8 protein-coding genes are annotated in these 14,155 nt (G+C 63.2%); 3 read left to right on the plus strand and 5 right to left on the minus strand.

Annotated elements, in window-relative coordinates:
- Positions 1-231: 231 nt before the first annotated feature.
- Positions 232-1,941, plus strand: a complete 1,710-nt coding sequence (locus EB235_RS28340; protein WP_027034095.1) for an APC family permease — start codon at positions 232-234, stop codon at positions 1,939-1,941.
- A gap of 60 nt (positions 1,942-2,001) precedes the next feature.
- On the opposite strand, the gene EB235_RS28345 is transcribed toward EB235_RS28340, so the two are convergent.
- The 5 genes from EB235_RS28345 to EB235_RS28365 form a co-directional block, all read right to left on the minus strand.
- A complete protein-coding gene (locus EB235_RS28345) occupies positions 2,002-3,357 on the minus strand; it encodes an LLM class flavin-dependent oxidoreductase (protein WP_027034094.1) in 1,356 nt (451 codons plus the stop codon).
- 187 nt (positions 3,358-3,544) lie between these two features.
- Positions 3,545-6,685 carry an efflux RND transporter permease subunit gene (locus EB235_RS28350; protein ID WP_027034093.1) on the minus strand — a complete coding sequence of 1,047 codons (3,141 nt, stop codon included), beginning with the start codon at positions 6,683-6,685 and terminating at the stop codon, positions 3,545-3,547.
- A gap of 243 nt (positions 6,686-6,928) precedes the next feature.
- Positions 6,929-8,071, minus strand: a complete 1,143-nt coding sequence (locus EB235_RS28355) for an efflux RND transporter periplasmic adaptor subunit (RefSeq protein WP_027034092.1) — start codon at positions 8,069-8,071, stop codon at positions 6,929-6,931.
- A gap of 54 nt (positions 8,072-8,125) precedes the next feature.
- On the minus strand, positions 8,126-8,734 hold the full coding sequence (locus tag EB235_RS28360) for a TetR family transcriptional regulator (RefSeq protein WP_027034091.1): 609 nt from the start codon (positions 8,732-8,734) through the stop codon (positions 8,126-8,128).
- 432 nt (positions 8,735-9,166) lie between these two features.
- Positions 9,167-10,807 carry an acyl-CoA synthetase gene (locus EB235_RS28365; RefSeq protein WP_027034090.1) on the minus strand — a complete coding sequence of 547 codons (1,641 nt, stop codon included), beginning with the start codon at positions 10,805-10,807 and terminating at the stop codon, positions 9,167-9,169.
- A 196-nt stretch (positions 10,808-11,003) separates the two neighbouring features.
- Between EB235_RS28365 and EB235_RS28370 the strand changes: the two genes are divergently transcribed.
- Positions 11,004-11,969 carry a sugar-binding transcriptional regulator gene (locus tag EB235_RS28370; RefSeq protein ID WP_027034089.1) on the plus strand — a complete coding sequence of 322 codons (966 nt, stop codon included), beginning with the start codon at positions 11,004-11,006 and terminating at the stop codon, positions 11,967-11,969.
- An 86-nt stretch (positions 11,970-12,055) separates the two neighbouring features.
- Positions 12,056-14,110, plus strand: coding sequence for a bifunctional aldolase/short-chain dehydrogenase (locus EB235_RS28375; RefSeq protein WP_027034088.1), 2,055 nt, complete (start codon positions 12,056-12,058; stop codon positions 14,108-14,110).
- Positions 14,111-14,155 lie beyond the last annotated feature (45 nt).

Raw genomic sequence — 14,155 nt, forward strand, 5'->3', positions numbered from 1 at the left:
AACCGGCCTGCCGGTCATCCCGCTGGGCGCATCGGTGGCCGCGCGCGCAAGCGTGATGTGCACGGTTTCACAAAACGCTTGACGTGAAAGCGCGCCGGATCAATCTTCACTCTTAAGAAAAAAATACGACTGAGTGGAAACACAGCGGTTGTGATCATTGGCCGGGGAGCAAGCTTCGCAAAGCCGAGGCATCGCCGGCGGGGAACACTTACAAAAGGGGAAGTCACTGACATGAGCACCATAAGCACGGCCCTGGAGCAGCCTGCCGAAAGCAAGCTGCTCAGGCATATCGACTGGCGCGGCGCCTTCTGGGTGGCAAGCGGCGTTCCGGCGCTGGTCCTGTTCTCGATCGGCGGCATCGCCGGCACGACCGGGACACTGGCCTTCCTGATCTGGACGGTGTCCATGGTCATGGGTTTCCTGCAATCCTTCACCTATGCCGAGATTGCCGGCCTGTTCCCGAACAAGTCCGGGGGGGCCTCGATCTACGGCGCCACCGCCTGGCTACGCTACTCCAAGTTCATCGCGCCGCTCTCGGTGTGGTGCAACTGGTTCGCCTGGTCGCCGGTGCTGTCGCTCGGCTGCTCGATCGCCGCCGCCTATATCCTCAACGCGCTGGCGCCGGTGCCGCTGTTCACAGCAACTTCGGCGGAGGTCGTTGCCTATATCGCGGCGCATGCCGGAACGGCGCCCGCGGACGCGATCACGGCGGTGACCGCCGCCGCAACGCCGGCGATCCGTAACTGGACGCTTTACAGCCACACGCTGGGTCCGGTTTCCTTCACGTTCAACGCGACCTTCTTCATCGGCGCGGTGCTAATGCTGATCATCTTCTCGATCCAGCATCGCGGCATCCTCGGCACAGCCAATGTGCAGAAATATATCGGCCTGCTGGTCATCATCCCGATGCTGATCGTCGGCGTCGTGCCGATCTTCACCGGGCAGATCAACTGGGCCAACTTCTCGCCGCTGGTGCCGCTGGCCACCGCCTATGCCCCGGACCCCGGCACCTGGAACATCGCCGGCTGGACGCTGGTGCTCGGCGGCATGTTCATCGCCGCCTGGTCGACCTACGGCTTCGAGACGGCGGTCTGCTACACCTCCGAGTTCAAGAACCCGGGCACCGACACCTTCAAGGCGATCTTCTATTCCGGCCTGCTCTGCATGCTGCTGTTCATCCTGGTGCCCTTCACCTTCCAGGGCGTACTCGGCCTCAACGGCATGCTGGCGACACCGATCGTCGATGGTTCCGGCGTCGCCGATGCGCTGGCCGGGATGGTCGGCGGCGGGGCACTGATCCACAGCCTGCTGGTGATGCTGATGATCCTGGCCCTGGTGCTGTGCATCATGACGGCAATGGCCGGCTCCTCGCGCACGCTCTACCAGGGCTCGGTCGACGGCTGGCTGCCGCGCTATCTCAGCCACGTCAATGAGCATGGCGCGCCGACGCGGGCCATGTGGACCGACCTCTGCTTCAACCTGGTCGTTCTGGCCATCGCCTCGGCCGACGCGACGAGCTTCTTCTTCATCCTCGCCGTGTCGAACTGCGGCTACATCATCTTCAACTTCCTCAACCTCAATGCCGGCTGGATCCACCGCATCGACAACGGCCATATCGCGCGGCCCTGGAAGGCACCGAGCTGGCTCTTGGGGATCGGGGCGATCTTCGCCTATGTCAACGCGATCTTCATGGGCGCCGGCGCCAAGGTCTGGAACCCGATGGCGCTGTGGGCCGGACTGATCACCGCGGCCTTGATCATCCCGGTGTTCTGCTATCGGCATTACGTCCAGGACAAGGGCAAATTCCCTGATCACATGCTGGCCGATCTCGGCATGACGGGTGCTGACCTCGCGGTCAAGAAAGCGGGGATGCTGCCTTACCTGACGCTCGTCGCCGGGGTGGCGGTCATGCTGCTCGCCAACTGGTTCTTCGTCATCTGACGACTAAGAGCAAAAGAAATGGGCGCGCCTCGGCGCGCCCATTTCTTTTCACGGTGAGTCTCAGCCGGTCTTGCGGACGGCCTCTTCCGCGCCTTCGAAAAACCGGTTCGGCGGCCGTTTCAGACCGAGGTTCTCACGCAACGTTGTGCCCTCATACTCGCGCCGGAAAAGTCCTCGCCGCTGCAACTCGGGCACGACCTTCTCGGCGAAGTCATCCAGCCCGGCGGGCAGATAGGGAAACATGATGTTGAAGCCGTCTGACCCTTCCGCGACCAGCCATTCCTCCATCTCGTCGGCAATGGTTTGCGGCGTGCCGACAAAGGCGAGGCCGGAATAGCCGCCCAGCCGCTGGGCAAGCTGGCGCACGGTCAGGTTTTCGTTCCGGGCCAGCTCAATGACGCGCTCGCGGCTGCTCTTCGAGGCATTGGTCTCCGGTATGTCAGGCAAAGCGGCGTCTGGATCAAAGGCCGATGCGTCATGTCCAAGAGCGATCGATAGCGAGGCAATGCCGCTCTCGTAGTAGACCAGGCTGTCGAGCTTCGCCCGCTTGGCTCGCGCTTCCTCAATACTGTCGCCAACGATGACGAAAGCGCCGGGCAGGATCTTGATGTCGTCGCGTGAGCGGCCGAGTTTTTGTGCCCTGCTTTTGACGTCGGCAAAGAAGCGCTGACCCGAGGCAAGATCGCCATGGGCGGCGAAAATAACCTCCGCCGTCTCGGCCGCCAGTTGCCGTCCTGCCTCTGATGCGCCGGCTTGGACAATGACCGGCCAGCCTTGCACCGGGCGCGCTATGTTGAGCGGCCCCCGCACCGAGAGATACTCGCCCTTGTGGTCCAGCACATGCAATTTGGCGGGATCGAAATAGAGCCCGCTTTCGGCATCGCGGATGAAGGCATCGTCGGCAAAACTGTCCCACAGGCCGGTCACGACATCGTAGAATTCCCGCGCCCGGCGATAGCGCTCGTCATGTTCGACATGCTCGTCCAACCCGAAGTTCAGTGCGGCATCCGGATTGGACGTGGTGACGATGTTCCAGCCGGCGCGGCCGCCGCTGATATGGTCGAGCGACGCGAAGCGGCGGGCGATGTGATAGGGCGCATCGAAGGTGGTCGACGCGGTGGCGACCAGCCCGATGTGGTCGGTGACGGCGGCCAGCGCCGACAGCAGCGTGAACGGCTCGAACGAGGTCACTGTGTGGCTGCGCCGCAGCGCTTCGATCGGCATGTTGAGCACGGCCAGATGGTCGGCCATGAAGAAGGCATCGAACTTCGCCGCCTCCAGTGTCTGGGCGAAGCGCTTCAGATGCGCGAAGTTGAAGTTGGCGTCGGGATAGGCGCCGGGATAGCGCCAGGCGCCGGTGTGGAGACTGACCGGGCGCATGAAGGCGCCGAGCCGCAATTGCCGTTTTTCTGCCATGGGGAGACACCCTGATGAGGACGAGCGTTGCCGCTCTAGTTGTCGTGCAGGATGGTACCGCTTTGCGGCCCTGGGAAGGAATTCTGTTTTGCAGAATCGGTGCTGGGGAGCATTTTCATCATGACGGCTGGTCCGTCATGCCGCATCATCCGCCATTGCCGACGGCGGATGATGCGATGCAGCCGTTCTATTCCGCGGCCAGGGCCAGTTGCGGCCGCTCGGCGGGCAGCTCTGTTTCGGGCGCCTGCTCGCTCTTTTCCACCTTCTTCGGCTCGCGGCCAAAGAACAGGGCGTAGCCTGCCGGCAGCACCAGAATGGTCAGCACGGTGGCGACCATGATGCCGCCCATCATGGCATAGGCGAGCGGCCCCCAGAACACGGCGCGCGAGATCGGGATCAGCGCCAGCACCGCCGTCATCGCCGTCAGCACGATCGGCCGGAAACGGCGTACAGCCGAGCCGATGATGGCCTCCGAGCGTTCCATGCCTCTGGCGATGTCCTGGTCGATCTGGTCGACCAGGATGATCGAGTTGCGCATGATGATGCCGAGCAGCGCGATGACGCCGAGGATGGCGACAAAGCCGAACGGGGCGCCGCTGATCAGCAGAGCCGCGGCGGCACCGATGATGCCGAGCGGACCGGTGGCCAGCACCAGCATCGCCTTGCCGAAGTTCTGCAGCTGGATCATCAAGAGCACGACGATGATGGCCAACATGATCGGCGCCTTGGCGGCGATCGACGCCTGGCTTTCGGCCGAATCCTCGGCACCGCCCTGGATCTCGATCTTGTAGCCGGGCGCCAGGCCATCACGCAGGCCCTGCATGTCCTTGTACATCTTGGTGACGACGTCGTTGGACTGCACGCCGTCGGGCAGCGTTGCCCGCACACTAATGGTCGGCAAGCGGTTGCGGCGCCACTCGATGCCTTGCTCCAGCACCGGGACCACCTTGGCCACCTGCGATAACGGCACGAAGCCGCCGAAATCGGTCGGGATATAGACCGAGTCGACCGAGGACAGCAGGCTGCGGCTCGCATCCGGCTCGCGGGCAACGATGGACACCGTCTCCTCGCCGTCGCGGAAGTCGTCGAGCGGCGCGCCGGACATGGTTGCCTGCAGCATCTGGCGGATGCGCTGCGAGGTGACGCCGAGCGCACGGGCGCGATCCTGGTCGATGACCAGCTTCATCGCCGGCACGGGCTCGAGCCAATCGTCATGGACGGCGCCCAGCAGCGGATCCTCACGGAACTTCGCCTTTACCTGGTCAGCGATGCGGCGCACTTCCTGGCGATCCGGACCCATGACGCGCATCTGCACCGGCCAGCCGGTCGGCGGACCAAGGAACAGGCGGTCGACCTTGCCACGGATCGAGGGGAAATCCTCGGCCAGCACCGTGCGCAGCTTGACGATCAGCCGCTCACGCGCCGGCTCGTCATTGGCCATCACCAGCATCTGAGCGAAGTTCGGGTTGGCGAGTTGCTGGTCGAGCGGCAGGAAGAAGCGCGGCGCGCCCTCGCCGATATAGGTGGCGATGAAGCGCTTGTCCTTGTCGTCCATCATCTTGGCTTCGAGCGCCTTGGCCTGCACCTCGACCTCCTTGATGCTGGTGCCTTCCGGCAGCCAGAGGTCGACGAGGATTTCCGGCCGCGACGATTGCGGGAAGAAGTTCTGCGGAATGAACTGGAATGCCCACAGGCTGGTGCCGAAAGTCACCAGCGTCATCACCAGCACGATGATGCGGTGGCGCACGGCCCAGCCGACCGTGGCGCGCAGCCGGCGGTAGAAACGGGTGTCGAAGGCATCGTGATGGGTGCCGGCATGCTTGCGCTGCTTGAGGATCATATAGCCCAGCCACGGCGTGAAATAGACCGCGACAAACCACGACACGATCAGCGCGATGCCGACGACATAGAACAGGGTGCGCACATATTCGCCCGCCGTCGAGGCGGCGAAGCCGACCGGGATGAAACCGGCGGTGGTGATCAGCGTACCGGTCAGCATCGGGAAAGCCGTAGAGGAATAGGCGAAGCTCGCGGCCTCGATCTTGACCAGCCCCTCCTCCAGCTTGCGCTCCATCATTTCGACGACGATCATGGCGTCGTCGACGAGCAGGCCAAGCGCGATGATCAGGGCGCCCAGCGAGATGCGCTGCAGGTCGATGCCGAGTTCGTACATGATGGCGAAGGTGGCGGCCAGAACCAGCGGAATGGCAATGGCGATGACCAGACCCGAACGCCATCCGATCGACAGGAACGAGACGACAAGCACGATCAGCAGCGCTTCGCCCAGAGCATGCATGAATTCGGCCACCGCATCCGTGACGACGCCTGGCTGATCGGAAATCTGGTCGACCGACACGCCATAGGGCAGCGCCTCCTCGAAGCGCTTGTAGGTCGCCTCGACGTCCTTGCCGACATCGGTGACCTTGAAGCCCTTGGCCATAACGACACCGAGCTGCACGCTTTCATGACCGTTGAAGCGGTATTTGCGCTGGAAGGGATCTTCGAGCCCCGACGTCACGGTGGCGATATCGCCGAGCCGGGTAACCTGACCGCCGGCGCGCAGGCGCAGCTCGCGGATGTCGGCAGCCTTGGTGACGTCGCCTTCAACGGAGATGCGCACCGAATTGACGCCGGTGTCGACGGAACCGGCCGGGTCGACATTGTTCTGGCCCTTGATCGCGTTCTGCAGGTCGGTCAGCGTCAGGCCGCGTTCGGCAAGCGCCTTGGACGAAACGTCGATGTAGAGCTTTTCCGGCTGATCGCCGATGATGACCGCCTTCTCGACGCCCGGTGTCGTCAACAGCATGTCGCGCGCCTGGATGGCGAACTTCTTCAGCTCGGGATAGGAAAACCCGTCGCCGCTGATCGAATGCAGCGTGATGAAGGTGTCGCCGAACTCGTCGTTGAAGTATGGGCCAAGCAGGCCCTGCGGCAGGTCGCCCTGGATATCGCCGACCTTCTTGCGCACCTGATAGAAGGCGTCGTTTACCTCGGCGGCGTTGGTGTCGCCCTTGATCTGCACGGTAATGATGGCGCTGCCGGCGCGGGTGAAGGAGCGCACGAAGTCGAGATGCGGCGTTTCCTGCAGCTTGCGCTCGATCTTGTTGACGACCTGGTCTTCCATCTCCTGGATCGAGGAGCCCGGCCAGATCGCCTGCACGACCATGACCCGGAAGGTGAAGTCGGGGTCTTCCTTCTGGCCCATGCGCATCAGGCCGAGCGCACCGGCGATGATGATCAGCCCGAACAGGAAGCGCGCGATTGAGGGATGGCCGATGGCCCAACGCGACAGGTTGAAGGGCCGCTTTTCTTCAGTGGAATTGGTCATCGCTACTCGTCCACTTTGCTTGGTTGCCGGCGCCTGTTGCTTCGAAGAAGCGCGGCGCGCGAAACGAAATCATCTGCGTTCGAACTGGCTTCCGGGCGGCGTGACTCTTCGAGCAGAGAGACACTCATCGCGGTCGGACGCGCGGATCGATGCGGGGGGACATCGGCCTTGACGTCTCGACCTTCGGGCGCACGCCGCCCGGAAACCTGCGGCCGCGGGAACGCGCGGCCGACCTGTCTGTCGTCAGCGCAACCGGCTGGCGTCTTCGCCCTCGGCGGAAGCGGACTGTTGCGCCACGCCGCCAGCGAGCTTCACCTTCAGATTCTCGGTCATGAACTGCGTGCCGGCGGCGACGACGATATCGCCTGGCTTCAACCCTTCGGCGACGCGCACGCCATCGGCGGCGAACTCGGCGACCTTGACCGGGCGGGCATGAACGGTGTCGGCGCCACGATCGACGGTCCAGACGATCGACTGGCTGTCTTGCTTCGCCAATGCACTCAGCGGGATCGATACGAGTTGCTTTTCGTTGGCGGCCGAGGCCTCGATGTTGGCGGTCATGCCGAGCAGCACGCGCGGGTCGTTGGGCAGGCTGACACGAACGGCGAAGGTACGCGACTGCGTATCGGCGCTGCCGGCGACCTCGCGGACCTTGCCGTCGAGCGCCAGCGTGTTGTCGGACCAGAAACCGGCCTTGACTGATTTGCCCGGCTTGAATTCGGCGATTTCCATTTCAGGCACCGCGATCAGCACTTCCTTTTCGCCGTCGACCGCGACAGTGACCACCGGCGAGCCGGAGCCAACCACCTGGCCGACATCGGCGTTGACAGCCGTGACGATGCCGTCCCTGTCGGCCTTGAGGTCGGTATAGCCGACCTGGTTCTTGGCCTGGTCGAGCGACGAACGGGCGGAGTCGCGGGTGGCGACCGCCTGGTCATAGGTCAGCGTCGCCTGCTCGAGCTGCGATTTCGGTGAAAAGTTCTTGGCGAAAAGCTGCTCAGCGCGCTTGCGGGCAAGCTCTGTTGTCTCGACCTGCCGTTCGGCCGCATCGAGCGTGGCCCGAGCACTCTTGACCGAGAGGTCATAGTCGGTGGGATCGATGCGGGCGAGCACATCGCCCGGCACGACATGCTGACCGATGTCGACGAGGCGTTCGGTGATCTTGCCGTTGACGCGGAAAGCGAGAGCACTTTCAGTGCGGGCGCGCACCGATCCCGAATAGGACAGCGTGCGGGTGTCATGCGCCTGGGCGATCTCGACGACCTTGACCGGGCGGATGATATCCTTGACTTCGGCTTTCTCCTGGCTGCAGCCGGCAAGAGCTAGCGCCGCTACGATCAAGCCCGCGACCGGCAACCGGCGGATGATGGAATGGGACAAAGACACCTTGGCACTCCCGAACTGGAGATGAACTGTCGACCGGCGCCCGGCGGGCGGCGGCTATTTCTTCAGGGCCTTGATCGCATAATCGATAAGGTCGTCGGGCATCGCCCGGTTGGTCTTGGCAAGGCACTGCGCCACCATTTGCGGGTGGCAAAGGATGACCGTGGCGGCGCCGAAGCAGCGCGACGCAACCACCGGATCCTGCTGCATGAACTCGCCGGCCTCGATGCCGTCGCGGATCACCTCCGCGAACAGATCGTGGATGCTGTCGACGTGCTTGTCGATGACGCCCCAGTCGCGCTCGAGCGCGACGATGACCATCTCATGGACCTTCTGCTCGTCGAGCATGGTCTCCAGCGTCATCTTGTATTGGGCGTGAATGTAGCGACGAAGCCGCTCCTCGGCACTGAGCGGCAGGTGCATGATCTCGTAGGCCATCTTGTAGCTGGCGCCGAGCATCCGGCCGCAGACGGCCTGGTGGATTTCGACCTTCGAGGCGAAGAAACGGTAGATGTTGGCCGGCGACATGCCGAGTTCGCGGGCGATGTCGGCGACATTGGTCTTGCCGTAGCCATAGTGCCGGAACAGGCGCTCGGCGCAATCGAGAATGCGCGTCACATTCTCCTGCCTGGCGGCGTCGGCGACTATGTTGGCGGCTTCGGACATGGCTCTTTCGTTTGACAAGTGACGAATTTCAATTTTCGTCAGTCGTAAATTGAAGAGAGCGGGATGTCAACACGAAATCGACGTACGCGTACAAGTTAGTGACAGATGGTGACAGTGAGCGGGTATGACAACCGGCGCTCGCGATTGGCGGCGCGCCTCTCAAGAGTTCGTCATCCCTGAGCGAAGCAAGGAGCGAAGCGAAGCGGCGCAGGCCCTAGGATCCATGCCGGGACGCCCGCTAAAGAGTATGACGGATCAATAGTTTACACCGTCAGCGAGGGAGCCATTCCCGACCGCCGGAGCACGGCCGCCGAGTCACGGCATGGATCCTAGGGTTTCCGCGACGTCGCTTCGCGACTGCTCCAACCTAGGATGACGAAGTCACGAAGGTCCGCGACAAATTGTCGAGGCCATAGCAAGAATGACGGTGCGCTAAGCTACCTTGGCCATTTCCCGCAGCCGGAACTTCTGGATCTTGCCCGTCGAGGTCTTCGGTATCTCCGCGAAAATCACCGCTTTCGGCACTTTGAAGCGGGCAAGCAGCGCGCGGCAGTGCTCGATGATCTCGGCCTCGCTCGCGGCCTTGCCGGGCTTCAGCTCGACATAGGCTACGGGCACCTCGCCCCATTTGTCATCCGCGCGGGCAACCACACCGCATGACGCCACAGCCGGGTGCTTGTAGAGCGCATCCTCGACCTCGATCGAGGAAATGTTCTCGCCACCCGAGATGATGATGTCCTTGGAGCGGTCCTTGAGCTGGATGTAGCCGTCGGGATGCATGACGCCGAGATCGCCGGAATGGAACCAGCCGCCGGCGAAGGCTTCGTCGCTCGCCTTGCGGTTCTTCAAATAGCCTTTCATTACGATGTTGCCGCGAAACATGACCTCGCCGATGGTTTCGCCGTCGGCCGGCGTTTCGATCATTGTCTCGGGGTCCATCACGGTAAGCCCTTCGAGCGCGGCGTAGCGCACGCCCTGCCTCGCCTTCTTGGCGCTACGCTCGCCTTTTTCGAGACCGTCCCATTCGCCGTGCCATTCGTTAACCACGGCCGGGCCATAAGTCTCGGTCAGGCCATAGAGATGGGTGACGGCAAAGCCAGCATCGGCCATGCCCGACAGCACGGCTTCGGGCGGCGGCGCGGCCGCGGTGTTGAAGGTCACGGTCTGCGCGAACGTGCGCTTGTCTTCGTCCTTCGCGTTGATCAGCACCGACATGACGACCGGCGCGCCACAGAGATGGGTGACGCCGTGATCGGCGATTGCATCGTAGATCGGCTTTGGCCGCACCCAGCGCAGGCAGACATGGGTGCCGGCTTGGACGGCGAGCGTCCAAGGGAAGCACCAGCCGTTGCAGTGGAACATCGGCAGCGTCCAGAGATAGACAGCGTGCTTAGCCATCCCGGCGTGAATGGTGTTGGTGTAGGCCATCAGGGCGGCACCGCGGTGGTGGTAGACAACACCCTTCGGATTGCCTGTCGTGCCGGAGGTGTAGTTGAGCGAGATGGCGTCCCATTCGTCGTCTGGCATCGACCAGGCGAAATCCGCATCACCACTGGCGACAAAATCCTCGTAGTCGACTGCGCCGATGCGCTCGCCCTTCGGATAGGGCGCGTCGGCCGCATAGTCGGGATCGTCATAATCGATGACTAGCGGCTTGACCTTGGCCAGTTCCAGAGCTTGCTGGACGACGCCGGAGAATTCGCGGTCGGCGATCAGCACCTTGGTCTCGGCATGATCGAGCTGGAAGGCAATGACCGCGGCGTCGAGGCGGGTGTTGAGCGAGTGCAGCACGGCCTTGGTCATCGGCACGCCGAAATGCGCTTCCAGCATTGGCGGGGTGTTGGACAGCATGACGGTGACCGTGTCGCCCTTGGCGATGCCGCGCTTGTGGAGTGCCGAGGCGAGCTTCAACGAGCGGCGCCAGAAATCGCGATAGGAGATACGCTGGTTGCCGTGGATGATGGCGATATGGCTGGGATAGGTTCTTGCCGCACGCTCCAGATAGGTGAGCGGCGTCAGTGGCTGATAATTGGCCGCGTTCCTGTCGAGATCCTGTTCGTATGGATTGCCCATCCCGCCTCCCCTTGCTTCCTGGTCGGAGACTTCTAATCACAGGCTCCTAGCCACGTCACCATTCTTCTATGGGAAGCCTGTCGACACCACAGCCGGCTTCGCCTTGATCCCGATCAACAAGCGAAAGATGTTTGCACTGCCCCACTCAATTTGACTTTTGTCGAGAGCCGTGACTAATGTCAGCCGAGGAGACGGCATGGCGATCCGACCGGCAGAACAAATCATCCACAAGGCCGCCTGGCTCTATTATGCGCACGGTCTGCGGCAGGACCAGGTGGCGAGCCAGCTTAACATTTCCCGCGCCTCGGTGGCCATGTATCTGCGCAAGGCGCGCGAGACCGGCATCGTCAATATCTCGACCTCGACCCAGCTGTTCACCGACGACGTGATGGCGCGCAAGCTCGAGGATGCACTGGGCCTCGACGCGGTCTGGATCGCGCCGGAAAACAGCCATATCCCGGACCCGTCGACGGACATCGCGGTGCTGGCGGCAAGCGTCTTCCTCGAACTGGTCAAGAAGGGCGATCGCATCGGTGTCGCCTGGGGCCGCACCGTCTACACCATCGCCGACATCATGTCCTATGCCGACCTGCAGGATGTCACGGTGGTGCAGCTTTGCGGCAATCTCGGCGCGCCTTATTCCTACCGGCCCGACCAGTGCACGATGGAAATCGCGCGCCGGCTCAACGCCAAGGGCCTCAATTTCTACGCACCGCTGGTGCTGTCGACGGAAGAGCTGGCACGCGCGCTGCGGGCCGAGCCAGTGATCCGCGAGCAGCTGTCGGGTATCAGGGACTGCGATCTGGCGCTCTATTCGGTCGGCGCGGTTGACGCCGACAGCCATCTGGTCAAATGCGGCGCGCTGACATCAGGCGAAATGGCGGAGCTGCGCAGCCGAGGTGCCGCAGGCGTCATTGCCGGTCAGATCATCGATGCTGAAGGCAAGGTGCTCGACTGCGGCTACAACAGGCGGGTGATCTCCGCCGAACTTGCCTCGCTGCGCGCCATCGCCAGGCGCCTGATGGTGGTGCAGGAGGACAGCAAGTTCGAACCGCTGCTCGCCGCACTCACTGGGGGACTTTGCACGCATCTGGTGGTCGGCGCGCATATGGCGCAGCGGCTGCTCAATCATGCCGGAGCGGCGCCCCAAAAAGCACCCTGAAAAGCAACCCTTCGCCGGCGCATTGTCATCAAGGCGTCGCGGCATTCCTGTTTCACCACCCAAGACAGCAACTGGACGAAGCGAACATGAAGAATTTGTGGGATGACGACGCGGCCGAGAAACTCGTTGCCGACTATGCGAAGAAGGGCGTCGGCCGCGACCTCGCGCTGCGCGTCTACACGACGCGGCTGCTGGGTGGTGTGCCGCAGCTGGTCCTGCATGGCGGCGGCAACACCTCCTGCAAGATCAAGGCGACCGACCTTGTCGGTGACGAATGGGACGTACTGTGCGTCAAGGGCAGCGGCTGGGACATGGCCGTCATCGAGCCGCAGGGCCTGCCGGCGGTCAAGATGGGCGCCCTGCTCAAGGCACGTGCGCTGGACAAGCTCGCCGACGAGGACATGGTGGCACTGCAGCGGGCAAACCTCATCGACCCGTCCTCGCCCAATCCTTCGGTGGAAACGCTGCTGCACGCCTTCTTGCCGCACAAATTCGTCGACCACACCCATTCGACCGCCATCCTGGCTATCGTCGACCAGGAAGACTCGAAGCCGCTGGTGAAGACGGTGTTCGGCAGCAAGATGGGCTACGTGCCTTACATCATGCCTGGTTTCGACCTCGCCAAGGCGGCGGCCGACGTGTTTGATGCCGACCCGACGGTCGAAGGCTTGATCCTCGACAAGCACGGCATCTTCACCTTCGGCGACGACGCCAAACAGGCCTACGACCGGATGATCCACTATGTGAATGTCGCCGAGGATTATGTGGCCAAGCACGCCAAGCCTCAGGCGGCAAGGGCGGCGCTGCCGGTAAGGCTCGCGACACCGGCGTCCATCGCGCCGATGCTGCGCGGCGCTGTCGCGGTGGCACGCGGCGAAGGCCGCTTCGACCGCATGATCTCCGACTTCCGCACCTCGGATGCGATCGTCGATTTCATCAACTCGTCCAAGATCGCCGACTATGCCGGACGCGGCGTCTCGACACCCGATCTGTCGATCCGCATCAAGACCGGGCCGATGGCGGTGCCGGCGCCCGACGCCGACAAGGCCGGCGACTACAAGGCCGTGATCAAGAGCCATGTCGATGCCTTCGTCGACGATTATCGCGCCTATTTCGAGACCAATGACGCGCTCGATGACGTCAAGCGCACCATGCTCGACCCGATGCCGAGACTGACGCTGGTGCCGGGCCTCGGCATGTTTGGCCACGGCCGCACGCTGAAGGATGCCAAGATTGCGTCGGATGTCGGCGAGATGTGGATCGAGGCGGTGCGCGGCGCGGAAGCCGTCGGCCATTTCCACCCGCTGTCCAAGGCCGATTTGTTCCCGCTCGAATACTGGTCGCTGGAACAGGCCAAGCTTGCCTCCAACAAGCCCAAGCCACTGACCGGCCAGGTGGTGCTGATCACCGGTGGCGCCGGCGCGATCGGGGCGGCGACGGCAAAACTGTTCGCCGACAATGGCGCCCATGCCGTCGTCGTCGATCTCGATGCCGAGAAAGCCGCTGATACCGCCAAGAAGGCGGGCAACAATTCGATCGGCGTCGGCGCCGACATCACCGATCCCGCGCAAGTACGGGCCGCCTTCGACAAAGCGGTTGCCGTGTTTGGCGGCGTCGACATCCTCGTCTCCAATGCCGGTGCCGCCTGGGAAGGCCGCATCGGCGAACTCGACGACGCGCTGCTGCGCAAGAGTTTCGAACTCAACTTCTTCGCCCACCAGTCGGTGGCGCAGAACGCCGTGCGCATCATGCTGGAACAGGGCACTGGTGGCGTCTTGTTGTTCAACACCTCCAAGCAAGCCGTCAATCCGGGCCCGAAATTCGGCGCCTACGGCGTGCCGAAGGCAGCGACTTTGTTCCTGTCCAGGCAATACGCGCTCGACTACGGCGCCCATGGCATCCGTTCCAACGCCGTCAACGCCGACCGTATCCGCTCGGGCCTCTTGACCGATGCCATGATCGCCAGCCGCTCGGGCGCGCGCGGCGTGTCGGAGAAGGAATACATGTCCGGCAACCTGCTCGGCCAGGAAGTGACGGCTCAGGACGTGGCGCAGGCCTTCCTGCATCACGCGCTTGCCGAACGGACGACGGCCGATGTGACGACGGTCGACGGCGGCAACATCGCGGCGGCGCTGCGGTAGGCATCCAGGCCGACAACAAAAAGGGCGGCTCGCAGGCCGCCCTTT

It is taken from the genome of Mesorhizobium loti R88b (genome assembly GCF_013170845.1).
Classification (GTDB): domain Bacteria; phylum Pseudomonadota; class Alphaproteobacteria; order Rhizobiales; family Rhizobiaceae; genus Mesorhizobium; species Mesorhizobium loti_B.

What these genes read in the sequence shown, in the direction of transcription:
- EB235_RS28340 (WP_027034095.1), top strand. Translation starts at nt 232, where the DNA reads ATGAGCACCATAAGCACGGCCCTGGAGCAGCCTGCCGAAAGCAAGCTG.
- EB235_RS28345 (WP_027034094.1), bottom strand. Translation starts at nt 3,357, where the DNA reads ATGGCAGAAAAACGGCAATTGCGGCTCGGCGCCTTCATGCGCCCGGTC.
- EB235_RS28350 (WP_027034093.1), bottom strand. Translation starts at nt 6,685, where the DNA reads ATGACCAATTCCACTGAAGAAAAGCGGCCCTTCAACCTGTCGCGTTGG.
- EB235_RS28360 (WP_027034091.1), bottom strand. Translation starts at nt 8,734, where the DNA reads ATGTCCGAAGCCGCCAACATAGTCGCCGACGCCGCCAGGCAGGAGAAT.
- EB235_RS28365 (WP_027034090.1), bottom strand. Translation starts at nt 10,807, where the DNA reads ATGGGCAATCCATACGAACAGGATCTCGACAGGAACGCGGCCAATTAT.
- EB235_RS28370 (WP_027034089.1), top strand. Translation starts at nt 11,004, where the DNA reads ATGGCGATCCGACCGGCAGAACAAATCATCCACAAGGCCGCCTGGCTC.
- EB235_RS28375 (WP_027034088.1), top strand. Translation starts at nt 12,056, where the DNA reads ATGAAGAATTTGTGGGATGACGACGCGGCCGAGAAACTCGTTGCCGAC.